The organism is Microbacterium nymphoidis (assembly GCF_021044885.1).
GTDB classification, from domain to species: Bacteria; Actinomycetota; Actinomycetes; order Actinomycetales; family Microbacteriaceae; genus Microbacterium; species Microbacterium nymphoidis.
Genome location: NZ_JAJNOD010000001.1, coordinates 1,163,370 through 1,187,217, shown reverse-complemented (window position 1 = coordinate 1,187,217; position 23,848 = coordinate 1,163,370). Strand labels below are relative to the sequence as shown.

Annotated in this window: 22 protein-coding genes; 13 read left to right on the top strand and 9 right to left on the bottom strand. The window is 69.4% G+C overall.

Annotated features, from left to right (window positions below; translation table 11 throughout):
- Positions 1 to 4 precede the first annotated feature (4 nt).
- From LQ566_RS05630 to LQ566_RS05605, 6 genes are read left to right on the top strand one after another with little or no spacing between them, the layout of a single operon-like run.
- Positions 5 to 979, top strand: coding sequence for an ABC transporter permease (locus LQ566_RS05630; RefSeq protein WP_231090625.1), 975 nt, complete (start codon positions 5 to 7; stop codon positions 977 to 979).
- Positions 976 to 1,893, top strand: a complete 918-nt coding sequence (locus LQ566_RS05625) for an ABC transporter permease (RefSeq protein ID WP_231090624.1) — start codon at positions 976 to 978, stop codon at positions 1,891 to 1,893. Before LQ566_RS05630 ends, LQ566_RS05625 begins: the two co-directional genes overlap by 4 nt.
- On the top strand, positions 1,890 to 3,548 hold the full coding sequence (locus tag LQ566_RS05620) for a dipeptide ABC transporter ATP-binding protein (protein WP_231090623.1): 1,659 nt from the start codon (positions 1,890 to 1,892) through the stop codon (positions 3,546 to 3,548). Before LQ566_RS05625 ends, LQ566_RS05620 begins: the two co-directional genes overlap by 4 nt.
- On the top strand, positions 3,545 to 4,570 hold the full coding sequence (locus tag LQ566_RS05615) for a putative FMN-dependent luciferase-like monooxygenase (RefSeq protein ID WP_231090622.1): 1,026 nt from the start codon (positions 3,545 to 3,547) through the stop codon (positions 4,568 to 4,570). The genes LQ566_RS05620 and LQ566_RS05615 overlap by 4 nt, the downstream gene beginning before the upstream one ends.
- Positions 4,567 to 5,211 (top strand): CMD domain protein, encoded by a 645-nt coding sequence (locus LQ566_RS05610; protein WP_231090621.1) that lies wholly within the window; start codon positions 4,567 to 4,569, stop codon positions 5,209 to 5,211. Before LQ566_RS05615 ends, LQ566_RS05610 begins: the two co-directional genes overlap by 4 nt.
- Positions 5,208 to 5,816, top strand: a complete 609-nt coding sequence (locus tag LQ566_RS05605) for an alkylhydroperoxidase domain protein (RefSeq protein ID WP_231090620.1) — start codon at positions 5,208 to 5,210, stop codon at positions 5,814 to 5,816. Before LQ566_RS05610 ends, LQ566_RS05605 begins: the two co-directional genes overlap by 4 nt.
- Before the next feature lie 305 nt (positions 5,817 to 6,121).
- Here the strand turns inward: LQ566_RS05605 and LQ566_RS05600 are convergent, their stop codons facing one another.
- Positions 6,122 to 6,481: a hypothetical protein gene (locus LQ566_RS05600; RefSeq protein ID WP_231090619.1), complete on the bottom strand. Its 360-nt coding sequence runs from the start codon at positions 6,479 to 6,481 to the stop codon at positions 6,122 to 6,124.
- A 112-nt stretch (positions 6,482 to 6,593) separates the two neighbouring features.
- Positions 6,594 to 7,220, bottom strand: coding sequence for a GTP pyrophosphokinase (locus LQ566_RS05595; RefSeq protein WP_231091387.1), 627 nt, complete (start codon positions 7,218 to 7,220; stop codon positions 6,594 to 6,596).
- A 263-nt stretch (positions 7,221 to 7,483) separates the two neighbouring features.
- Here LQ566_RS05595 and LQ566_RS05590 point away from each other — a divergent pair, with 263 nt between their 5' ends.
- A complete protein-coding gene (locus LQ566_RS05590) occupies positions 7,484 to 8,686 on the top strand; it encodes a hypothetical protein (RefSeq protein ID WP_231090618.1) in 1,203 nt (400 codons plus the stop codon).
- Here the strand turns inward: LQ566_RS05590 and LQ566_RS05585 are convergent.
- Entirely contained in the window at positions 8,607 to 8,993 is a 387-nt protein-coding gene (locus LQ566_RS05585) for a DUF3054 domain-containing protein (protein ID WP_231090617.1), read from the bottom strand. The genes LQ566_RS05590 and LQ566_RS05585 overlap by 80 nt on opposite strands.
- 89 nt (positions 8,994 to 9,082) lie before the next feature.
- Here LQ566_RS05585 and LQ566_RS05580 point away from each other — a divergent pair, with 89 nt between their 5' ends.
- From LQ566_RS05580 to LQ566_RS05560, 5 genes are all read left to right on the top strand, one after another.
- Entirely contained in the window at positions 9,083 to 10,051 is a 969-nt protein-coding gene (locus tag LQ566_RS05580; RefSeq protein ID WP_231090616.1) for an AraC family transcriptional regulator, read from the top strand.
- Between the two features lie 76 nt (positions 10,052 to 10,127).
- Positions 10,128 to 10,544 carry a GreA/GreB family elongation factor gene (locus LQ566_RS05575; RefSeq protein ID WP_231090615.1) on the top strand — a complete coding sequence of 139 codons (417 nt, stop codon included), beginning with the start codon at positions 10,128 to 10,130 and terminating at the stop codon, positions 10,542 to 10,544.
- A gap of 335 nt (positions 10,545 to 10,879) precedes the next feature.
- The gene (gdhA, locus tag LQ566_RS05570; RefSeq protein WP_231090614.1) at positions 10,880 to 12,226 is read left to right on the top strand and encodes an NADP-specific glutamate dehydrogenase; all 1,347 of its coding nucleotides are present in this window, start codon (positions 10,880 to 10,882) and stop codon (positions 12,224 to 12,226) included.
- 99 nt (positions 12,227 to 12,325) lie between these two features.
- Entirely contained in the window at positions 12,326 to 12,646 is a 321-nt protein-coding gene (locus tag LQ566_RS05565) for a hypothetical protein (protein ID WP_231090613.1), read from the top strand.
- Between the two features lie 315 nt (positions 12,647 to 12,961).
- A complete protein-coding gene (locus tag LQ566_RS05560) occupies positions 12,962 to 13,885 on the top strand; it encodes a dioxygenase family protein (protein WP_231090612.1) in 924 nt (307 codons plus the stop codon).
- A gap of 24 nt (positions 13,886 to 13,909) precedes the next feature.
- On the opposite strand, the gene purU is transcribed toward LQ566_RS05560, so the two are convergent.
- Positions 13,910 to 14,761, bottom strand: a complete 852-nt coding sequence (gene purU / locus LQ566_RS05555; RefSeq protein ID WP_231090611.1) for a formyltetrahydrofolate deformylase — start codon at positions 14,759 to 14,761, stop codon at positions 13,910 to 13,912.
- Between the two features lie 912 nt (positions 14,762 to 15,673).
- Between purU and LQ566_RS05550 the strand changes: the two genes are divergently transcribed.
- Positions 15,674 to 16,171, top strand: a complete 498-nt coding sequence (locus tag LQ566_RS05550) for a glutaminase (RefSeq protein WP_231090610.1) — start codon at positions 15,674 to 15,676, stop codon at positions 16,169 to 16,171.
- Between the two features lie 46 nt (positions 16,172 to 16,217).
- Here LQ566_RS05550 and LQ566_RS05545 read toward each other — a convergent pair whose 3' ends face one another.
- From LQ566_RS05545 to LQ566_RS05525, 5 genes are all read right to left on the bottom strand, one after another.
- Positions 16,218 to 16,688: a hypothetical protein gene (locus tag LQ566_RS05545; protein ID WP_231090609.1), complete on the bottom strand. Its 471-nt coding sequence runs from the start codon at positions 16,686 to 16,688 to the stop codon at positions 16,218 to 16,220.
- A 176-nt stretch (positions 16,689 to 16,864) separates the two neighbouring features.
- A complete protein-coding gene (locus LQ566_RS05540) occupies positions 16,865 to 17,587 on the bottom strand; it encodes a LysR family substrate-binding domain-containing protein (RefSeq protein ID WP_231090608.1) in 723 nt (240 codons plus the stop codon).
- Positions 17,588 to 17,752: 165 nt separating this feature from the next.
- Positions 17,753 to 18,160: a transferase gene (locus LQ566_RS05535; RefSeq protein WP_231090607.1), complete on the bottom strand. Its 408-nt coding sequence runs from the start codon at positions 18,158 to 18,160 to the stop codon at positions 17,753 to 17,755.
- Between the two features lie 134 nt (positions 18,161 to 18,294).
- The gene (locus LQ566_RS05530; RefSeq protein WP_231090606.1) at positions 18,295 to 19,071 is read right to left on the bottom strand and encodes a DNA-formamidopyrimidine glycosylase family protein; all 777 of its coding nucleotides are present in this window, start codon (positions 19,069 to 19,071) and stop codon (positions 18,295 to 18,297) included.
- Positions 19,064 to 23,623, bottom strand: a complete 4,560-nt coding sequence (locus LQ566_RS05525; RefSeq protein ID WP_231090605.1) for an ATP-dependent helicase — start codon at positions 23,621 to 23,623, stop codon at positions 19,064 to 19,066. The genes LQ566_RS05530 and LQ566_RS05525 overlap by 8 nt, the downstream gene beginning before the upstream one ends.
- Between the last annotated feature and the right edge of the window lie 225 nt (positions 23,624 to 23,848).

The following is a 23,848-nucleotide window of genomic DNA, read 5'->3' as shown; positions in this document are numbered from 1 at the left end:
CCGGATGCCCTTCCTCGCTCGACGCGCGGCACAGGGGGTGATCGTCCTCGTCGTCGCCTTCACCGCCACCTTCATCCTCCTGCAGCTGCTGCCCGGAGATGCGGTGCTGATCAAGTTCCAGAACCCGGAGCTGGGTCTGTCTGCCGAGCAGATCGCCTCGATCCGTGCCAGCTACGGTGCCGACCTGCCGTGGTGGCAGCAGTACCTGCACACTCTCGGCGGATACCTCGTCGGCGACTTCGGGTACTCCACGCAGTACGGCACCGCGGTGCTGACCCTGATCGGTGAGGCGCTGCCCGCGACGGCAGCCCTCGCCGGTCTCGGCTTCGCGCTGGCGATCATCCTCGCCGTCGCGATCGCCGCGCTCGCCACTCTCGCCCCCTTCGGATGGCTGCGACGCGCGGTGCACGCGGTTCCTCCTGTCCTCGTCTCGGTGCCGGTGTTCTGGCTCGGCATCATCCTGATCCAGGTGTTCTCGTTCGGTCTGGGCTGGGTGCCGGTGGTCGGTGCGGATCCCGCCGTCGGGCTCATCCTGCCGGTGCTGACTCTCGCCGTCCCGATCGCAGCGCCGCTCGCCCAGACGCTGCTGCGCTCGATCGACGATGTGCTCCCGGCGCCGTTCGTGACGGTGGTGCGCGCCAAGGGCGCCTCCAACGCGTGGGTGCTGGTGCGGTCGGTGGCGCGTAACGCGCTGCTGCCGACGCTGACCATCGCGGGCGTGCTCCTCGGCGAGCTGATCGGCGGAGCGGTGGTGACGGAGACGGTGTTCGGCAGGACCGGCATCGGCCGTCTCACCGAACAGGCCGTCGCCAGCCAGGACATCCCGGTGCTGCAGGGCGTCGTGGTGCTGTCCGCGCTCACCTTCGTGGTGGTGAGCCTGGTGGTGGACGTGATCGCCACGCTCATCGATCCGCGCCTGCGCAGCACCCGACGTGCCCGGGCCGCCGCGCCCGCGGCCTCCGAGGCGGTGCCGGCATGAGCGCAGGACTCACCGATCCGCTCACCGACACGGTGATCGACGTGTCGGCCCCGGTGACGACGCCGGTGACGGCCGCCGTGACCGCACCCGCGGAACCTCCCCGGGCCCGTCGACGTCGCCGGCTCCCCGCACCGGGGCTGATCGTGGCGATCGCGGTGCTCGCACTGGCCGTCGCCTGGGTGATCGTCCCGTCGGTCTTCGCGCCGGCAGATCCGCTCACCGGCGTCCCCGCCGACAAGCTGCAGGGACCGAGCCTGGCGCACCTGTTCGGCACCGACCAGCTGGGTCGCGATGTCCTCACCCGTGTTGTGCACGGCGCTGTCCATTCCCTCACCGGCGCGCTGGTGGCGGTGCTCGTCGGCCTCGTCGTGGGCACCGTGGTGGGTGTGCTGTCCGGATCCATCGGCGGCATCGTCGATGACGTCCTGATGCGCATCGTGGACGTGCTGCTGGCCATCCCCGGTCTGCTCCTGTCGCTGTCCGTGATCATCCTGCTCGGCTTCGGAACCGTGAACGCCGCGATCGCGGTCGGCATCGGGTCCATCGCGTCCTTCGCCCGTCTCAGCAGGTCCGAGGTGGTGCGCGTGCGCCGGACCGACTACGTCGAGGCGGCGTTCGGGTCGGGCGGGCGATTCCTCACGGTTCTGCGCCGGCACGTGCTGCCGAACTCTCTCACCGCCGTGCTGGGGCTGGCAGCGCTGCAGTTCGGCACGGCGATACTCGCCATCTCCACGCTCGGCTTCCTCGGCTACGGCGCCCCGCCGCCGACGCCGGAATGGGGTCTGCTCATTGCCGAGGGCCGCAACTACGTGGCGACGGCCTGGTGGCTGACGGTGTTCCCGGGGCTCGTGGTGCTCGCCGTGGTGCTGAGCGCCAACCGCCTGAGCCAGGCCATCTCGAGGAGGACCCGATGAGCGCTCTGCACGTCACAGATCTCCGCATCTCGTACGACACGCGTCGCGGTCGCCGCGAGGTGGTGCACGGCGTCGATCTCACCATCGACGAGGGCGAGGTGCTCGCGCTGGTGGGTGAGTCCGGCTCGGGCAAATCGACCACGGCGCACGCGGTGCTCGGGCTCCTCCCTGCGGGCGGACGCATCGAGGGCGGGAGCATCCGCATCGGCGATACGGACGTTTCGGGCTGGTCCGATGCCCGGCTGCGCTCCGTCCGCGGCGCCCGCATCGGCCTGGTGCCGCAGGATCCGGTCTCCTCGCTGGACCCGGTGCGTCGCATCGGGGTGCAGGTGGGAGAGATCCTGCGTCTGCACGGTGAGCGCGATCCGAAGGCCATCCGCCACCGGGTGATCGATCTGCTGGAACGCGTGGGGCTCGATGACCCGCAGCTGCGAGCGACCCAGTATCCGCACGAGCTCTCCGGAGGCATGCGTCAGCGCGTGCTGATCGCCACCGCCATCGCGCTGAAGCCCCGGCTGATCATCGCCGACGAGCCCACCAGCGCCCTCGACGCCACGGTGTCGCGACACATCCTCGACCTGCTCGACGAGCTGCGCGAAGAGGACGGCACGGCGCTGCTGCTGGTGACCCACGACCTCGGTGTTGCGGCGGATCGCGCGGATCGCATCACGGTGCTCCGGGACGGGGAGGTGGTGGAGTCCGGCCGCACCGGCGACATTCTCGCCGCCCCTGCCGACCGGTACACCCGCCAGCTGCTCGCCGATGCGCCCGCGTTCCAGACGGTCGAGCCCCGCACGCCTCCCGCTCCGCTGTACCTGCGGGATCCGGACGCGGCGGGCGCCGAGGACCCGTTCGCAATCGTGGCCGAGGGGATCGTCAAGCGATTCGCCGCCCGGGGTCGCGCGCCGTTCCTCGCCGTGGACGACGTGTCGTTCCGCGTCCGACGCGGCACGACGCATGCCATCGTGGGAGAGTCCGGTTCGGGCAAGACCACCACGGCGCGCATCGTGACGCGCTTCCTCGATGCGGATGCCGGAAGGGTGACCGTCGACGGCACCGACGTGCTCGCGCTGCGGGGACGCGGACTGCGAGAGCTCCGCCGCGACGTCCAGCTGGTCTACCAGAACCCGTTCTCCTCGCTCGATCCGCGCCAGAGCATCGGCTCGATCGTGGCCGAACCTCTCGTGAACTTCCGCATCGGCTCCCGGGCCGAGCGTCGCGACCGGGTGGCGGAGCTGCTGGAGCGGGTGGCCCTTCCTGCCGACGCCGCCGAGCGATCGGCGCGTGAGCTGTCCGGCGGGCAGCGGCAGCGTGTCGCCATCGCCCGCGCGCTGGCCGCCGGTCCTCGCGTGGTCGTGCTGGACGAGGCGGTGTCCGCTCTCGACGTCACGGTGCAGGCCCGCATCCTGGAGCTGCTGGATTCGCTGCAGCAGGAGCTCGGACTCACCTACCTGTTCATCTCTCACGACCTCGCGGTCGTGCGCCGCCTCAGCCACACCGTCTCGGTGATGCGCAAGGGCCGCGTCGTCGAATCCGGAGACACCCGCGAGATCTTCGAACGCCCCGCACACGAGTACACGCGCGAGCTGCTCGCCGCCGTTCCGGGGCGCCCCTCCCACACCGTTTCCCCCGCACGAAAGGAGTTGGTCCCGTGACCGACGCCCCTCCCACGCTGGCCTTCTTCACCCGTCTCCTCGACGAGGTGCCCGCAGCCCAGCGCTACGACAACGCGATCGAACAGATCCGCCATGCCGAGCGCTTCGGAATCGGCCGCGCCTGGGTCGCGCAGCACCACTTCCGCTACGCCGAGGGCGGTCTTCCGTCCCCGCTGGTGTTCCTGGCGCACGTGGCGGCGCTCACGACCGAGATCCGCCTCGCCACGGGCATCATCACTCTTCCGCTGGAGGACGCCGTGCGTGTCGCCGAGGATGCCGTGGTGGCCGATCTGCTTTCCGGCGGACGCATCGATCTGGGGCTCGGCTCCGGCGGCACTCCCTCCTCCTTCATCCCGTTCGGACAGGACCCGAAGGCGAAGGCACAGGTCTACGACGAGAAGCTGGCCGTGCTGCAGAACGCTCTGCGCGGCGGCGATGTGGGAGCGGGCAACTCGCTGAACCCGGTGGCGGGATCACTGATCGATCGCATCTGGCAGGCGACGTTCTCGTCCTTCGGCGGCACCCGTGCGGGCGTGCCGGGCGACGGACTGCTGCTCTCTCGCACGCAGCCCCGTCCGGCCGAGTCTCCCGAGGCATCGCTGGCGGACGTGCAGAACCCGATCATCGACGCGTATCTCGCGGCACTGCCTGCGGGACGGGCACCCCGGATCACCGCATCGCGCACCGTCTTCGTCGCCGACACCCGTGCCGAGGCGCTGCGGTGGGCGGAGCAGGGGCTGCGACGGGGGGCTGAGGGGCTGCGGCGCAGCGGCCAGGTGATCCCCGACGGATCGCTCGACGATCTCATCCGCTACACCGACACCCACCTCGGAACACCCGAGGAGGTGGCCGCGTCGCTAGCCGCCGACGCCACGCTGGGGCGGGTGACCGAGGTCGCCTTCCAGGTGCACTCGGTGGATGCGCCACACGAGCAGGTGCTGCGCTCCATCGAGTTGTTCGCCTCGGAGGTGGCGCCCGCCCTGGGCTGGGGCGCTCGCGTGGAAGCGGAGGTGACGGCATGACCGCCGCCGAGGTGAGTATCACCGACGTCGTCGACGAGCTCACCGGCATCGAGCCGGACGAGCGCAGCGCCGCTTTGCGGAATCGGCGTCCGGTGACCCGGGAGCAGTTGCAGGCGAGCTTCGACGCGCTGTTCGCGCCGCTGTCCGACGAGCACTTCGCGCTCGTTGATCGCGAACTGGTGGCGGCCTTCGCCACGCGCCTCACCGCGGACGACGCGGCGGCGGCGTTCTATGCGGACCGGGCACGCTCCGCGGATCCGGTCGCGGCGGACATCGTGCTGGCAGAGGCCGCCCAGGCGGCCACCACGGGGCCGTTCGGCCACTATCGCGAAGCCGGGCTGCAGAACGAGAACACCGATGGCGTGCGCTACGTCCCGTCGGAGGACGCCGTCATCGCGCTGGGCTCGCGTCTGGCCGCGGCCCTCGCGCACACCCACCTGCTGGTCTATCGTCCGCGCGAGGCCGACGATTCGGCGATCCAGGCGCTCCTGGATGCCGGGTGGGACGCGGACGGCATCATCACCCTGTCCCAGCTGGTGTCCTTCCTGGCCTTCCAGCAGCGGGTGGCCGCGGGCCTGCGCGCCCTCGCTCTCGCCCGGCCCGCTTCATCCGATTCGACCGCGACGGAGGTCTCCGCATGACCGGCACCACCCTCACCCACGACGCCGAGCACCCCCACGCGTTCACGCGCGGCGAGGTCGGCTGGCTGCCCTGGCTGCCCGCCGTGGCCGAGGAGGAGCTCACCGAGCGCCACTACGACGGACTGGTGGATCGGGGCCGGGCCGGCAGCGACTACTTCCGCCTGCTCGCGCGGGACCCGGAGATCCTCCGCGCGCGCACCCTCGTGGACAAGGACATCTTCTACAACACCGTCGACGGCCTGCCGCGCGGCGATCGCGAACTCGCAGCCGCCGCGGTGTCCCGTGTCAACGGATGCGTGTTCTGCGCGTCCGTGCACGCTCGCTTCGGCGCCCATCACGCCCAGCGTCCCGACGACATCGACCTGCTGCTGGCCGAGGGGACGAACGCGGATCTCGGTGAGCGCTGGAACGCGATTGTCGCAGCTTCGGAGGCCCTGACCGTCACGCCCGTGGCCTTCGGCCCGGTTCATGTGGAGCGACTGCGCGCCGCCGGACTCGACGACGACGAGATCGCCGACGTCATTCACGGCGCCGCGTTCTTCAACTGGGCCAACCGCCTCATGCTCTCCATCGGCCGCCCCGTGGCTCCTCCCGCGGAGGCGTGACGTCGGCTCGCCCCGGCGCCGGAACTCACGACGCCGGGGCTTGGTCTCAACCGCTGCGCCGGCATCGCCCGTCGGCGACAGATTCTGAGACGACACCCGTCTCCGCTCTCAGAAAGTGATCCGGAGACGGCGGTGCCGTGCAGGAATGGAGACCACAACGGACAACGGCCGCGCCGGACAACGGCCGGGCGTCGGAGCGAGGGCACGACGGCGATTGACAGCCGGTGGCCCCAGACCACACCGGCGCGGTCCCGCCCTGAGCCGGCCTCGACGGCTGTGCCGGTCCGGCCTCCCTTCGCCCGTTCTCAGGTGTGGCAGTCGACGACGACAAGGCGGGCGTCGGGGTCGAGGTCGCGCCAGGCGCTTTCGAACTCCTCTGACGTGTCGTCGAACGAGCCGCCGTTCCATCGCTCCTCGGCGAACGCACCGCCCGCGATCGTGAACAAGAGGGCTGGTCGGTGCTCGTCGCCCAGGCTGCCGCGACGAGCCGTATCTCCGTGCACAAGCCCTGCCCAGCGGCCACCGATCCGGTACCAGTCCCAGAGCCCGGACTCGATGTGCTCACTATCGGGTCCGAACGCGCGGAACGGAGCGAGCGCGGCGGCAACTGCCACGTCGACGTCGCGCGCGTCTTCGGGTATCTCGACCAGCGTGTACAGGTGCATGTTTCCCCCTCATGTTCACGGAGAGTCCCGCGAGGCCTTCCTCGGTGAATGAGAATCGCCGCAGTGCGCCGATTCTCTCCCACGCAGGGAATCCTCGCGGGCTCTGGCGACGTCAGATCGCGTGGATCGTGGGAGAGGGCGACGGCGGCACGGCGGCGGAGGGGGCCGACGGATGCAGCTCGTCGTGAAGACGCGCCATCCGGGAATCGAGCTCGTCGGCGGTGTCGGCGGCGTCTTTGAGGTCGGCCAGCAGTCCGTCGGGAACCTGCCCGTCGTACTTGTAGTAGATCTTGTGCTCCAGGCTGGCCCAGAAGTCCATCGCGATCGTGCGGAACTGCACCTCGACGGGCACCGCGAGCGGACCGGTCGAGAGGAAGACCGGGACCTCGACGATCACGTGCAGGCTCTTGTACCCGTTCGGCTTCGGATTACGGATGTAGTCCTTCACCTCGCGCACCGAGATGTCGGCCTGAGCGGTGAGCAGATCGAACAGGCGATAGGCGTCACGGACGAAGCTGGTGGTGATGCGGATGCCGGCGACATCGGTGATGTTCTCCCGCACCAGGTCGAAATCCAGCCCGAGCCCGCGCCGCCTCATCTTGTCGGCGAGGCTGTCCAGCGACTTCACGCGACTGGAGATGTGCTCGATCGGGTTGTAGTCGTGCATGAGCTGGAACTCGTCACGGAGGATGGTGAGCTTCGTCTCGATCTCACGCAGCCCGAACTCGTACTGCACCATGAACTCCGCGAACCTGTCGCGCAGCTCGCGCAATTCCTCGGGGGAGTACACCACGCTGCCGTCCGCGCCGAGGAAGCCGTGATCCGGGGAGAACCGCGTGGCGCTGCGAATGTCGTTGGGCCGCGCACCGAGGGATCGTCCGCCGCCGAAGATGGGGTCGGGCAGGTCGTTGCTCATGATCGCGACGCTATCGAGCGCGGATTCGAACTGACTGGGAGAGCCGTCAGCATCCGCCGCAGGCGCGATGCGGGCAAGATGGACGCATGCCGGAGTCATCGCCGCCAGCCGACACCCTCCTTTTCGACACGGAGTGGTTCACCCAGCGCGTGATGCCGGAAGCCGCGGTGGCCTACGAGCAGCAGTTTCGGGAGAAGTACGGCCCGCGCCCGAAGCCGCTCGCGCGGAGCGCGGGCGGGGCGATCTGGATGTACTCGGCGCTCGCGGTGTGGGCGGTCCTCGGTGTTCTCATCCTGGTCTGGACCACGGTGTGGATGCCGGCGGACCAGCGTCAGCTGGACGAGCCCCTGGAACGGATCATGTTCGGTCTCGTGCTCCTGTTGCCGTACTCGATCGCCTACGGGCTGCTGGCGTCCTGGCTCACGTGGGTGTTCTTCGGACACCACGACCCGGAACGGTACGCGAGGTTCCGTCTGCACAGCTTCGCCGAGCGGAACGGGCTGGACTACGAGCCGTTCGTCGCGCTGAACGACCGCGATCAGGTCACCGACATCGTCCGCTTCACACGGGGTCGCGCGATCGAGATCGGCAATCTGCAGACCGTGGTTCCGGGCACCCAGAGCGGAGCCACCGTCTTCCTGTACTCCTACGTCGCTGTCGGGCTCGCCGCGGTGCTGCCGCACATCGTGCTCGATGCCCGCGCCAATCAGTTGCAGCTCGCGATCGGCTCGGGCGTCGACGACGATCAGCGCCTCAGCCTGGAGGGCGACTTCGGGCGGCACTTCACGCTGTACTGTCCCACGGGGGTACGAGCGCGATGCCCTCTACCTCTTCGCTCCGGACGTGATGGCCGCCTTCATCGACGGTGCACGGACCCTGGACGCCGAGATCCGCGGGAACGTCCTCGTCCTCTCCTGCGCGGAGACGCTCAGCGAGCCGGACCCGCGCGCGTGGCAGCTCATCGCATCGGCACTGAACGCGCTGCTGCCGAAACTCGAGGACTGGGAGCGCTGGCGCGACGATCGCCCAGACGCGAGCACGGACCTGGTGGCGGTGCCGGGGGAGACGCCGCTCATTGGCCGCACCCTCGCAGATCCCGCCGTGGCACCGCTGCGTCGGCGTCGGTCGAGGTTCGGCCTCTGGGTGACCCTGACGGTGCTGACCTACGTCGGCGCCATCGTGGTGCTCGCGATGATCCTGAGCTGAGCCTCAGCGGCGCCGTCGGATCAGCGCGGCGATGGCGCGCCAGCCGACGAGGGCGGCACCGAGCACGAGGGTGGCCACGATGATGAACGGCACCGCCGTTCCCTGACCGGAGACCCACCGCAGCAGCATTCCACCCGCCACAGTGATCACCCAGACGGGCACCCCGGTGCGTGCAATCGCACACGGGCGACGCCAGGCGAGCGTCACGATCCAGCCGACCGCCAGGGAGGCCAGGAAGGGCCACGCGGTCGTCAGCAGGCCGAGCCCGAAGGCGGACTCCTCGTGGCTGGCCCGGCCGGTGGCGGCGAAGGCGATCACCAGGACGACATCGAGAGCGGCGGCAGCGAGGATGACGCCGCCACGGGGGCGGCTGACGGAAGTGGTGCTCACCCTTCCATTCTCGCCCCGCCCTCACGTGCACAACGCCCCGGATCCCTTCAGGTGGGCCTGGCACGATGGAATCAGGAGGCTCCCGATCCATGTCCGATACACGCTCCCCGGGAGGCGCCGCTCTTCGCGCGCGCCGGAACCGGCGTCTGGCGTCCGTTCACGATGTCGCCGAGGTCACCCCCGGGTGGCGCGTCACCCCGGTGGGCAACGGACCCCGTAACACCACGTATGAGAACTGGATCGGCCGGCGCCTGCGCTACACCGGTCTCACCGGCGGCGGAATCGCGTACACCCGCGATGAAGCCGACCTGAACGACGAGTACGGACACCTGCTGCAACTGGGGATTCTGCACAGCGGTCGCGTCACGGTCACGCGCGAGGGGCGCACCATGATCGGTGAGGCGGGCACCGTGATCGTGCTGCGCCTGGACACCCCGTACGAGACCATCACCGACCCCGGGTCCGCGCTGACGCTGATCTATGTGCCCATCGACCAGGTGGAAGCCCGCGGAATCGACAGCCGTCGGATGAACGGCCAGATCTGGCAGGCGGGCCCGATCGAGGCGACCATCGCCGAGCTGGCACCGCGCGCTCTCGATGTCGACGAGCAGAACGGGCTGATCCTGGAGGGCGGTCTGTTCGAGCTGGTCATCGGCCTGCTCGCGGCTCACGACGAGGCGGCGGTGGAGGATGTCGCCGCGCAGACACGTAACCGGGTGCTGGCGATCATCGAGGAGTCCTACACGCAGGTGGATCTGGACGCCGCCACCATCGCACGACGACTCGGCGTCAGCCGCCGCTATCTCTACACGCTGTTCGAAGGGCGCGACGCGTCGGTGGCGGCGCTCATCCGCAATCGCAGGGTGACCCACGCGGAGAAGCTGCTCATCGACGACACCGACCTGTCGCTGCGCCGGGTGGCGCAGCTGTCGGGCCTCGGATCGGAGGACCGGCTGCTTCGCACGTTCAAGACAGTGCTCGGAATGTCGCCGTCTGCCTACCGTCGACAGACCCACATCGCGGGCGGCGAAGCGATCCTCGCCAGAGAAGTGCGCTGACCCGCGTCTTCCCGCGCTCCGGTTCTCTCCGGTAAACTGGAGATTCTTTGTCATGAGCAGGGAAGGGGGCACACCCATGTCCACCACCGCAGATGCACTGTGGATGACGCAAGCCGCTCTGGACCGACTCCAGAGCGAGCTCGCCGAGCTCACCGCCCCGGGCGCCGAGCAGGATGACGCGACCCAGGCGCGGGTGCTGGAGTTGCGTGAGATGATCCGTCGCGCCGAAGTCAGCTCGAAGCCGGACGACGGCGTCGTCGAGGCCGGCATGCTGGTCACGGTCCGTTTCGATTCGGATGGCTCGGAGGAGACATTCCTCCTGGGCAGCCGGGAGATCGTCGGTGCCGCCGACCTCGACGTCGATGTGTACTCGCCCACCTCGCCGCTCGGCACCGCGCTCGCGGGCAAGGTCGTCGGCGAGAGCGCGGAGTACGAGACTCCCAGCGGCGCACGCATCGGAGTGAGCGTCGTCGCAGCAGTACCGTTCAGCTGAGCGTTTCATCGCCGGGCCCGTCCTCCACGCAGGACGGGCCCGGCGCCGTTTCGTCCGGCCCCCGGTGAAGCATCGTCCCGCGCATTCGCGGGGGTGGGATCGGGATGTATGCTCGGAAGACCGCGGCCTCATCGACGACGCCAGAATCCGGTGGGGCCGCTTCACGGCTGATCCCGTCACGTCGTCTCACCGGAGCTCATCTGGACCGAGTGATCCCCGGACAGTCGTCCTCTGCTGCCGCGTGTGCGCCGCGCGCGTCGACACGGTTCGCGTGCGGCGGGATCGACTCCCCCTGCGGCCGCGCGTGACGCGCCCGCCCACTGAACGGAACATCAATGACCGTACTGGATGACCGCCTCGTCTCCGTCTATGACGATGTGCTGGCCCGCAACCCCGGAGAGGCCGAATTCCACCAGGCCGTCCGCGAGGTGTTCGAGAGCCTGACGCCCGTCGTCGCGAAGCACCCGGAGTACCTCGATTCGGCTGTCATCCAGCGGCTGTGCGAGCCCGAGCGGCAGATCATCTTCCGTGTGCCGTGGACCGACGACAAGGGTCAGGTGCAGCTCAACCGCGGCTTCCGTGTGGAGTTCAACTCGGCACTCGGCCCGTACAAGGGCGGCCTGCGCTTCCACCCCTCGGTGTACCTCGGCATCGTCAAGTTCCTCGGCTTCGAGCAGATCTTCAAGAACGCGCTGACGGGCCTTCCCATCGGCGGCGGCAAGGGCGGGTCGGACTTCGACCCCAAGGGCCGCTCCGACGCGGAGGTCATGCGCTTCTGCCAGTCGTTCATGACCGAGCTGTACCGCCACCTCGGTGAGTACACCGACGTCCCCGCCGGTGACATCGGTGTCGGCGGACGCGAGATCGGCTACATGTTCGGGCAGTACAAGCGGATCACCAACCGCTACGAGTCCGGCGTTCTCACCGGCAAGGGCATCGGGTGGGGCGGATCGCTGGTGCGCACAGAGGCCACGGGCTACGGCACCGTCTACTTCGTCCAGGAGATGCTGAAGGCCACCGGCGACACGTTCGAGGGCAAGAAGGTGGTCGTGTCCGGTTCCGGCAACGTGGCCATCTACGCCGTCGAGAAGGTGCACCAGCTCGGCGGCACCGTCGTGGCGATGAGTGACTCGTCCGGATACGTCGTGGATGAGAACGGCATCGACCTCGACCTGATCAAGGACATCAAGGAGGTGCGCCGCGGGCGCATCGCCGACTACGCCACCGAGCGCGGTGCCACTTTCGTGCAGGGCGGTTCGATCTGGGACGTCCCCTGCGACATCGCCCTGCCGTGTGCCACGCAGAACGAGCTCGACGAGAAGGCCGCCATCACGCTGGTGAAGAACGGCTGCATCATCGTGGCCGAAGGCGCCAACATGCCCTCCACTCCGGAGGCCATCCGCGTCTTCGTGGACGACCCGAAGCTGCGCTTCGCCCCCGGCAAGGCCGTCAACGCCGGTGGCGTCGCGACCTCGGCGCTGGAGATGCAGCAGAACGCGTCGCGTGACTCCTGGTCGTTCGAGTACACCGATCAGCGTCTGGCGAGCATCATGAGCGACATCCACGACTCCTGCCTGACGACGGCGGACGAGTACGGGGCGCCCGGAAGCTACACCTCGGGCGCGAACATCGCCGGCTTCATCCGCGTGGCCAACGCGATGCAGGCCATGGGCGTGATCTGACCCCATCCGATCGACGGGCGCGGACCACGGGATCCGCGCCCGTCGTCGTCTGTCGCCGACCCTGTTGCCAGGACCGCCCGCGCGCGGCATGATGTGGCCATGTTGGAGGCACACCGGACTCCGCGGGCCGAACCCGCGTATCAGCTCGCCTACCCGCGCTATCGGGTCGAATTCTGGCGCATGGGCGAGGACGGCTGGGACCAGGAAGCGTGGTACCTCACCGGGGTCGACTCCGTCCTCGAGGCGCTCGCGTGGGTCCACGCCCACGCGCATGGCCGCCGGTTCGAGCTGTTCGTCGAGGCCGATGATCACTCGGGGGAAGCCGGGCCGCGAACCGCCCCGCTGGTGCGTCTTGCGGGATCTGATCCGAACGAGCCGACTGCCGTCACCGGCGCCCTCCGCGTCGTCCGCCGTCGCTGAGGAGCTGGTCGCCGGATCGGTTCCCTCGTCGCATGCGTCCCGTATCCATCCCTGCGCGCATCCCGTCGGGTCATCCACCGTGGCTGAGGAGCTGGTCGCCGGATCGGTTCCGTCGTGGCATGCGACCCGTATCCATCCCAGCGCGCATCCCGTCGGGTCATCCACTCGGCAAGGTCGCTTGCGGCGGACGGTGCACGGAGCGGGAACCGCTCGAATCTGTGCACTCCATAGCTCCAGCCGACCCCGCGCATAGCGTTCGCATAGCGTCGTCCGGTGTGCTGAACCTGTCGCGGGTAGCGGCGGACAGGAGAAGACATGAGCGAGCAGCACAACACCCCACACCCGGCCACCGATCCGCAGTGGATCGACGAGAACGGCCAGGAGATCGACGAGGACCACCGCGGCCTCGTGTACGACATCCGCACCCTGATCGATCGTCGGGTCGCGCTGGGCATCTTCGGAACGGTCGGATTGGGGACGCTGCTGGCAGCGTGCGCCCCGGCCGCCTCCGGCGCGTCTCCCACGGCCGCCCCGACGACGACCGCGAGCCCGACGCCCACCGCGTCCACGTCGCCGACCGCCGCTTCCACCGCCACGGCCGCGGCGGCAGAGCCGATCGAGGAGGTCCCGGACGAGACGGAGGGCCCGTACCCCGGCGACGGCTCCAACGGCGTCGATGTGCTCGAAGAGTCGGGGATCGTCCGCAGCGACATCCGGTCGAGCTTCGGATCGTCGACCACGACCGCGGAGGGTGTCCCGCTCACTTTCTCGATCACCGTGCGTGATGCCGCCTCCGGCGCTGCACTAGCCGGTGCGGGCGTCTACGTCTGGCACTGCGATCGGGAGGGCCGCTACTCGCTGTACAGCGAGGGCGCCACGAACGAGAACTACCTGCGCGGTGTGCAGGCAACGGATGCAACCGGCACGGTGACGTTCACATCGATCTTCCCCGCCTGCTACGCGGGCCGATGGCCGCACATCCACTTCGAGGTGTACCAGAGCACCAGCGACGCCGTCTCCAACGGGCCCATCGTGAAGACCAGTCAGATCGCTCTCCCGCAGGAGGCGTGCGAGGCCGTGTACGCCACCACGGGCTATGACCAGTCGGTGCGCAATCTCTCCCAGATCTCACTCGATACCGACATGGTGTTCAGCGATGACCACGCCGTGCACCAGCTCGCCGCGATCTCGGGCGACACCGCTTCAGGCTATGTCGCCGCGCTGACCATCGGGGTGTGATCGCCGTCCGCGGGCGGAATCGCCTCAGAGAATGACGGTGGAGGCCCCGTCGACGATCACGCGATCCTCGCAGTGCCACTGGACGGCGCGCGCCAGCACCATGCGCTCGACGTCCTGACCGCGTCGCTGCAGATCCTGCGCGTTCTCCGCGTGGGTGACGCGGGCCACGTCCTGCTCGATGATCGGACCCTCGTCGAGATCCGCCGTCGCGTAGTGCGCGGTGGCGCCGATCAGCTTGACGCCGCGTGCCTTCGCCCGTGCGTACGGATTCGCACCGATGAAGGCCGGCAGGAACGAGTGGTGGATGTTGATCACCGGCACCCCGACCTCGCGGACGAAGTCGTCGGAGAGGATCTGCATGTAGCGAGCGAGCACGATGAAGTCCACTTTGCCGGCCAGCAGATCCAGCTGCGCGCGCTCCATGGCCGGCTTATCACCCGAGGGGATGTGGACGAACGGCACATCGAAGTTGCGGACGGCGGCTTCGAGATCGGGGTGGTTCGACACCACGCACACCACCTCCATGTCCAGCTCGCCGCGCTGCGTGCGCCACAGCAGATCGAGCAGGCAGTGGTCGTACTTCGACACGAAGATGGCCACGCGCTTCGGCTGAGCGCCGTTGTGCAGCGACCATTGCATCCCGAACTTCTCCGCGAGCCGCTCGATGCCCCGCTCGAAGTCCGCCCGCCGGGCGGCGAAGTCCTCGATGTGCAGCACCAGGCGCTGGAAGAACCGGCCGTCTTCGGCATCGGTGGAGTGCTGTGCCAGCGAGATGATGTTCGCGCCCTGCTCGGCGAGCGTGGCGGCGACAGCGGCGACGATACCCGGCTGGTCGTGGCAGGTGATGAGCAGTCGGGCGGTGTCTTGCTGGATCATGCTTCTCCTGTCGCGGGCGCGGTCCTCCGATTCTCGCCCGTGGCGAGGCACCGCGTCGAATCCGCGCCGTCATCTGTGGTGTGCGACGGCCGCGAAACGAGGAGGGGGTCGTGAGATAAGGGCTCTGGGCGGGCTTCGGTCCTTGTTGCGGTGAATTGTCCTCGTTTCATGTGTGTGGCGTCTGCTCCGCTGGCGTGCTGGTTTGGCGGGATCGCGCCGCATACGGACAGGGCTCCCCAAGACAGGCAGGGGTGCGGGTTCGGCCTGTAGCTACGTCGCCCGGGTGAGTGTGGTGGCGGCGACGGCTGGTTCGTGGTGGGCGGTGGCGCGAAACCAGGACGTTGTCGCGAAATGAGGACTTTGGGTGGGTTGTGGTCCTTGTTTCGGCGAATGGTCCTTGTTTCGTGCCGGCGGCGTGCAGGTCGCGGCGTGTGGCGTGTGGGGTGCGGGGTGTGGGGTGTGGGGTCCGAGAGAGCAGGCAGATGAGTGCGGGGTGTGCGGGCTGGGCGTGCGGGCTGGATCGCGCGGCATGCGGGGTGGGTCGTGTGAGGGCCCGGCGTTGGGTAGTGGGTGCGGGGCAGAGCGGACGGGTAGATCTGCGATGGTGGGCGCGCGAAACGAGGAGATTGTTGCGAAATGAGGACTTTGGGCGGGTTGTGGTCCTCGTTTCGGTGAATCCTCCTCGTTTCGTGCCAGGTGTGAGGGCGTGCGGATCGGACCCGGGCGGATCCGGAGCGGGGTGGTCGGCGGCGTGGGTGGTCGGGGCGTAGCAGGTGCGGAGGTGCCGGAGGCCGGCCGCGAGCCGACCACGGAGTCTGGTGCCGGAGCCCGGCCGTGGGGGGACGTGCGCGGAGGCCCGGGAACGGTACGACGTACGCGGAGGCCCGGCATCGAGCGACGTACGCTGGAGGAGTGAACGATGTGGTCGATCTGTTCCGCGCGGCGCGCGGTCGACTCGCGGGAGCCCCGCGCGAGACGCTCGGGGTGTGGCATGTGCCGAAGAAGGTGCTGGGGCTCGGTGGGACGCCGCGAATCGTGTCTGATGGCGAAGCATGGCACGTGGGGACGCTGCTGATCGCGGACGGTTTCGTGGCATCCGTCGGCGAGGTGAGTCGTGTGCAGGATCCGGGCCGCCGCGGCTATGCGGCGGAGTCCGCACGAGAGCGCGCGGAGATCCGAGCGGCAGCCCTGCGCGGGCGCATCCCCGAGGGCGCGATCGTCCACCTCGGGTGGGATGTGATCGATGTGGACGCCGTTGCCGCGGGCGGGACATCAGGGCCGCTCGTGGGCGGGGATGAACCCCAGATCCGGTGGAGCATGAGTGGCGGACTGATGCCGCTCAGCGCCTACCTGACGGAGCGCATCGACCTGCTGCTCGCGCCGCCGCGCGGCGCGGGCGGGGCCTTCTAGCGCCTCGAACCGCCGGAGATCGCGTCTCCCACAGCGGCCACCGGAATCAAGAGGGCGATGGCCATGCGGTGGGGAGGGAGCCATCCGGGCCGGGAAGAGCCACGCCCTGATAGGGGGTCAGGATCTCCCAGCCGTGGTCACCGTCGCGGAGGAAGAGGATCCGGGGTTCCCCATCGGCGGCCTCCCCCAGAGCATCGCGGGTCTCGCCGCAGCTGTACGGCGTTGACACCACCTCGATCGTGTCCGTGGCGGAGACACCTGACGGAGCCTCCAGCCACGTCCGGACATCCACCGACCAGGTCGTAGCCGGTGCGCCGCGCATGAACTCGATGTCGCCGGTCTTCGTGCCGATCACCGCGAGAACGATGGCGTCGCTCTGGGCCTGCGCATCCTCGATCGAGTCGTACACGACCCAGTCGATGCAGGACTGCACATTGCCCGGCGAGACCGCGCTGCATGCGGGGAGCACCAGCAGCGCGACGAGGCCGGTGACGGCGAGCGAACGGATAGCGGCCATGCCCCATGGTGCCTCCGAATGACGCGGATGGCGTGGATCGATGCTCGAATGTCATCAGCGGCACTGCGGGCGGGGAGCATCACCAGCGCGAGGGGCCGGCGACGGCGGGCCTGATGGCGGGGGCCCATGGGAGCCTCCACACGACCCGGATCGCGTGGACGGTTGCCCGAACGTGGTCAGCCGCGCGACGAGTTCGCCGTGCGGCCGCGGATGATGCCGATGAACGCATCCACATCCGGGGTCTGACGATCGGCGTGCCACGCGAAGCCGACGGGAGCGATGGGACCGTCGACGAACGGGCGGTAGACCACGTCCTTGCGGTGATGGAGACGGGCCAGGGACATTGGCACGATCACGATCCCCACACCGGCTGCCACCGTGGCGATGGCGTCCTCCGTGGTCGCCGGCGGATCGAAGCGCGGGCTGAGGGTTCCCTCGATCGGTCCAACCTCCAGCACGTCATCGGCGGGGACGATCAGCACCTCGCCGGCAAGGTCGACCGGTCGGAGTTCGTCACCGGCGGAGAGCGCCGAGTCCGCGGACACCACGACGACCGGGATCTCGTCGTACAGGGCGATCACGTGCAGATCGTCTTTCTCGATCGGCAGGCGGACGATCGCCGCGTCGACATCGCCGGCCATCAGCGCATCGCGCTGCTCCGCGACCGATAGCGGAACGAGTTCCAGGGTCACATCCGTGAAGCGCTGTCGCCAGATGCGGATCCACTTGCCGGGCGTTGCCCCGGGCACGGCACCGAGGCGAAGGACACGGGGTTCGGCGGACACGGGAGCGGGGCGCGGGGGAGTGCCCGCCTTCTTCGATCCGCCGCTCTTCTTCGCGCCGCCGCTCTTCTTCGCGCCGGCCGTGTTCGCCGGGGATGCCCCAGCCTTGCCGCTCATGCGGGCAGAGGGTCTGGCGGATCGCGACGATCCGCCGCGGGACGGCTGGCGCGACGACGATCGACTCATGTCTCCAGGCTACTCGGCATGTCCGCGCGCTCCAGAGACGGCAGATGCCCCGGACGGGGGAGTCCGGGGCATCGTGACGTCTTCGGCCGGCGTGATTCACGCGGCGAGGTGAAGTCCTCGTCGGTCGGTGGCGACGCGGGCACCATCGGGGATGACCTCGTCATCGCCGATGAGCGCACCGCGGGCGACACGGGCGCCGCGGCCCACGCGCGTGCGAACGCCGATGTGCGCTCCTTCGCCGATGACGGCGGACGCTTCGACGTGAGCGTCGGCGTCGATACGGGCGTCGGAGCCGACGGTGGCGTCACGTTCGATCCAGGCGCCGCGGCCGATTCGGGCACCAGCGGCGATGCGAGCGTGCGGTTCGACGTACGCGCCCGCTTCGATGAGTGCACCGGCGTCGACCTTCGCGCCGTGAGCGACCAGTCCGCGGCCGTTGGCGTGCTTGCGATACCGCAGGGTCTGCCCGCGGTCGTCTTCGATGTCGATGTAGTTCTTACCCACAGCTTCCTCCTACGATCCTGCTCGATCGTCAACGAATGCAACACGGGGGTGGCTTCGTTCATTCCCCAATCTCGTCCTTCCCGCTGTCCTCTCTCTGTGAGGCGCCTACGAGCCGCCCGAGTGGAGGCACATGCTCAGGATCGCTGGCAGGACGGGCACCAGTACACCCGCCGCGTGCGGGTGGGATCGGCCCCGAGGGCGTCCTCGCGGATGGGGGTGCCGCACCGGCGACAGGGCTGGCCGGTGCGCGAGAACACCCAGTCGGTGCGGCCGGGGCGGGCATCGCCGGTGAACACACGTCCGATGCGGGTGAGGTTCGCCCGCATCATGCGGGCGCCGGTGCGAACCAGCGGCAGGACGTCGACCTCGGTGGCAGGGGTGTGCGGATCGATGCCGCGGACGAACAGCATCTCGTTCGCGTACTCGTTGCCGAACCCGGCGATGCTGCGCTGATCGAGCAGTGCGACGTGTATCGGACGGGGATCCGCAGCGACGCGTGCGACTGCTTCGGCTTCATCCCAGTCATCGGCGAGCGGGTCGGGGCCCAGGTGCCCGACGAGGGTGTACTCCTGCGCGGTGGGGATCACGGCGACGCCCGCGAGATCGAAGCCCACCGCGACACGGTCCGCTGCACCCACGACCGCACGCGCCTGGAAGGCGGGTCGCCGCCACCGGGCATCGGCGCGGTAGAGCTGCCAGGCACCCTCCATCCGGAGGTGACTGTGCAGCGTCCAGTCGCCGATCCGGTGCAGCAGGTGCTTTCCGCGCGGTACCACCTCCCGCGTCACCTCGCCGCGCAGATCGGCCGTCGCGCTTCCCGGCACCCGGATGTCGAAGCGTGTGATCTCGAACCCGCTGAGGAACTCATTGAGGCGAGCCGCGGTGCGAAAGACGGTGTCGCCCTCAGGCACGGGCGCCTCCCGCCTGGCGGCGGAATGTCAGCCCCTTGGGCGACTCCACGAACCCGGCGGCCCGCAGCGCCCGGCCCAGCTCCGTCTTGTAGACGAACACGCCGTTCACCTGCTCGATCGTGAGCGTCTCCAGGTTGCGTGCTCGGGCTGTCGCCACCAGGTTCGTGGCGGCGGCCCGGTTCACGTCTTCGTCCTCGGTGAAGCTGAGCACGGTGCGGCCACCGCGCTCCAGATACAGCACCAGCTCGCCGTCGACGAGAACGACGATACCGCCGGCCTTGCGACCCGGACGGTGCTTCACGGCATCCAGCGCCGGCCAGGCCAGCGCCGCACCGTAGGCGTTGGCAGGGTCCGTCGCCGCAAGAGTCATCGCGCGCAGCGGTGCGGGCTCGTCGAGCGAGGCGAACTGACGGAGCCGATCCACCGTGGCCGAGGCTGCGAACTGAGCGGCACCCAGCTTCTCGATGAAGTACCCGCGTCGGCAGTGTCCGGCGTTCTCGAAGCCGGCGAGCGTCCGATAGGTCTGTGCGAAACCGCCGGGAACCTCCTCCGCCACCGACGCGCCGCGCGTCACCACCCCGTAGCGGTCGAGCAGCACGGAGGCGCTGGCCGTGGCGCGTACGGCGGGATCGGCAGCGGCGATCGGAAGCATCGCCCATCGTCCGCCCACGGCGGTGGGCCGCGGCGGTGCGCTCGTGCGCGGAATCGCGGCGCCGCGGTACAGCCGTGCACGAGGTGTTCGCCGCGCGACGCGATGGGCCTGGCTCCCGCCGCCGATGAGCGAGCGCACGGGCGCGAAGGTGTCGTTGGACACCCGGCCCGACCAGGCGAGCTCCCAGAGCGCCTCGACGACCGACTGCTCGTTCTCGGCGCCGGTCATCTCCCGGAGCTGACCGGCGAAGTACGCACCGCCGCCGGAGAGAGCCATCAGAAGCTGATCGGCGAGTGAGCCGGGGGAGATGTCACCCTCCGGGTCGGGCAGAGTCACGGCGGCGGCGTCGGCCAGGTGGAGGGCGATCCATCCGTCGCGTCCCGGCAGAGAGCCGTGGCCGGACCAGAGCACTTCGCCGGTCGAGGTGAGCTCGTCCAGCATCGCCGGCGTGTAGTCACGAACCCGTGACGGCAGGATCAGGGACTCCCACGCGCTCGCCGGGATCGGCGTGCCGGCGAGCTGCTCAATGACGGCCACGACGCCGTCGATGCCGTCGAGGGGGCGGACCAGGTGCTGCCAGTCGGGCAGGAACCGGGCGTAGGCCGACGGCGCCACCGGCTCGACACTGCCCCGCAGCGCCGCGAGCGAGCGCATGCGGAGCCGGCGCAGCACCTCCGCATCACACCACTCGGCCTCCTCCCCGGTGCCGTCGGGGAGGAAGAAGCCGCTGGCCAGTCGTCCGGCCGATTCGAGGCGTTGCAGGGTGTGGCGGGCCACGGCGGCGCCGATGCCCAGGCGCTCGGAAACCTGCGCGGTGGTGAACGGGCCGTGGGTGCGGGCGTGGCGGGCGACGAGGTCGCCGAGCGGATCGGGGAGCGGGTCCAGGAAGGCCACGGGGATTCCCACGGGGAGGGCCACCCCGAGGGCGTCGCGGAGGCGTCCGGCATCTTCGATGGCGGCCGTGCGCGGCTGTCCGGCGATGACCACTTCGATCGCGCGGCGGGCATCGACGAGGGCGAGCAGATGAGCCCGCGCTTCGCCCACATCTGCGGAGGTGGATCGTGCTGCCACTTCCTCCGCCGTGAGCGGACCGAGCAGACGCAGCAGATCCGCCACGCCCTCCCGGTCCCGGACGCGCCGATCGGGAGCAAGGCGCTGGGCCTCCGCCTCGTACTGGGCGATCACGTCGGGGTCGAGGAGCTGGCGCATCTCGACCTTGCCCAGCAGCTCGCCGAGGAGCGCGGGATCCACCGACAGGGCGGCCGCGCGTCGTTCGGCGAGGGGGGAGTCGCCCTCGTACATGAACTCGCCGACGTAGCCGAAGAGCAGGTCGCGCGCGAACGGCGAGGGGACCGAGGGCTCCGTCTCCACGAGGCGGATCTTGCGCTCCGCGATGGAACGGGTGATGCGCAGCAGTGCGGGCAGGTCGTAGACGTCCTGAAGCACCTCGCGCAGCGTCTCCAGGATGATCGGGAACGTCGGATGGCGGCGCGCGACCTCGAGAAGCTGGGCCGATCGCTGGCGCTGCTGCCACAGGGGCGAGCGCTTGTTGGGATTGGTGCGCGGCATCAGCAGCGCGCGGGCCGCGCATTCGCGGAAGCGTGAGGCGAACAGCGCCGAGCCACCCACCTCCTCCGTGACGATCTGCTCGATCTCGTCGGCGTCGAACACGAACAGGTCTGCGCCCGGTGGTTCGGAGGTGGCATCGGGGATCCGGGCGATGATGCCGTCGTCGCTGGCGACCGCCGACCCCTCGACACCGAGGCGTTCGCGGATGCGGGCGTTCACCGCCAGCGCCCACGGCGAGTGCACGCTCATGCCGTACGGCGAGTGCAGGATGAGTCGCCAGTCGCCGACGTCGTCCTTGCCGCGTTCCACGGTGAGACTGCGGTCGGTGGGGAGTGTTCCGGTGGCCTCCTTCTGCTCCGCCAGGTAGGCGAGCAGATTCGACTGGGCCTTGTCGTCCAGGCCGGCATCGGCGAGACGCGCCTCGGCGCGCTCGCGCGGGGACGTGTCGAGGTCGCGAGTCATGCGTCCGAGCGCCTCGCCGAGCTCCGCCGGCCGCCCGAGACCATCGCCGTGCCAGAACGGCAGCTTGCCCGGCTGACCGAAGGCCGGCACCACGTTGACGCGGTCGTGCGTGATCTCGACGATCTTCCAGCTGGTGGTGCCGAGGGTGAAGACGTCGTTCACCCGGGACTCATAGACCATCTCCTCATCCAGCTCGCCAACGCGTGCGTTGCGCGTCTCTCCCGCGACGAAGACACCGAACAGACCGCGGTCGGGGATGGTGCCGCCGGAGGTGACGGCCAGCCGCTGGGCTCCCGGGCGGCCGGTGAGGGTGCCGGCGTCCCGGTCCCAGATCACACGCGGACGCAGCTCGGCGAACTCGTCGGAGGGATACCTCCCTGCGAGCAGGTCGAGAGTGGCCTCGTAGGCGGAGCGGGGGAGCGAGCGAAACGGCGCGGACCGGCGCACCGTCTCGAACCACTCTTCGACGTCGAGGGCATCGAGCGCGCTGGCCGCGACCGTCTGCTGCGCGAGGATGTCCAACGGGTTCTGCGGGACCGCGATGGCCTCGATCTGGCCGTTGAGCATGCGCTCAGTGACGATGGCGGTGTGCAGCACGTCGGCGCGGTGCTTCGGGAACATCGAGGCCACGGAGACCTCACCCACCTGGTGTCCGGCACGCCCCACGCGCTGCAGTCCCGATGCCGCGCTGGGTGGTGCCTCCACCTGGATGACCAGGTCCACGGCACCCATGTCGATGCCGAGCTCGAGGGAGCTGGTGGCCACGACGCAGCGCAGCAGTCCCGACTTCAGCTCCTCCTCCACCACAGCGCGCTGCTCCTTGGACACCGATCCGTGGTGCGCCTTGGCGAGGAGTGCGGGTGCGCCCGCGCTGGAGCCGGCCTGGGCCATCATGCCCGCGGGCACGACGGGATCGGGCAGCGCGAGCCCCACTCGCTCGGCATGGATCTCATTCAGCCGCTCGGTGAGCCGCTCGGCCAGGCGACGGGAGTTGGCGAACACGATGGTGGAGCGGGCGCCCTCGATGCGATCGACGATCGCCTCTTCCACATAGGGCCACACCGATCCGGTCATCTCGGTGTTCTGCGGCGAGTCCGCGTCGAACCAGTCGGCGGAGTCCGATTCCGGGACGGGAGGGTGGGACATGTCGTCCAGGGGCACGACCACCGACAGATCGAACGTCTTCGAGGCTTTCGGAGCCACGATCTCCACCGGGGCCGCACCACCGAGGAAGCGGGCGACCTCGTCGATGGGGCGGACTGTCGCCGAGAGGCCGATGCGCTGTGCGGGAGTCTCCAGGAGCGCGTCGAGGCGCTCGAGGCTGACCGCCAGATGAGCGCCGCGCTTGGTGGCGGCGACGGCGTGCACCTCGTCGATGATCACGGTGTGCACGTCGGTGAGGGTCTGTGCCGCGCGGGAGGTCAGCATCAGATACAGCGACTCCGGCGTGGTGATCAGGATGTCCGGAGGATGGGCGAGGAGCGTGCGGCGGTCTTTGGCGGGAGTGTCTCCCGAGCGCACGCCCACGGTGATCTCCGGCGGCGTGACACCGAGCCGGCGCGCCGACTGTGTGATGCCGACGAGCGGGGAGCGGAGGTTTCGCTCGACGTCGACGCCGAGCGCCTTCAGGGGTGAGATGTAGAGGATCTTGGTGCGCTCATTGCCACCACTGCCGTCGTGGAAGAGCCGGTCGATGGACCAGAGGAAGGCCGACAGCGTCTTTCCGGAGCCGGTCGGTGCGACCACCAGCGAGTGCCTGCCGTGGGAGATGGCCTCCCACGCCCCCTCCTGCGCCTTCGTGGGGCGCGAGAACGCCCCCCGGAACCAGTCGGCGGTCGCAGGGCCGAAACGATCGAGCACATCAGCCATCGCATCCATTCTGCGCGCCCCCTCCGACATTCGGCCCGGAGCCGGCGTGGAGGGAAGGGCCGCTCGTTGCGTACCCCCGTACAGAGCGGCCCTTCAGCGCCGTTGATGGAGGGGATGCCCCGGCGCAGCAGTGACCGGTGGCGGGAGTCCCCCCGGCGAGCGTCCGACACGCTGTGTCACCGGATCAGTGCATGCTCAGCGTAAACGGGGCGCATTTCACAACCG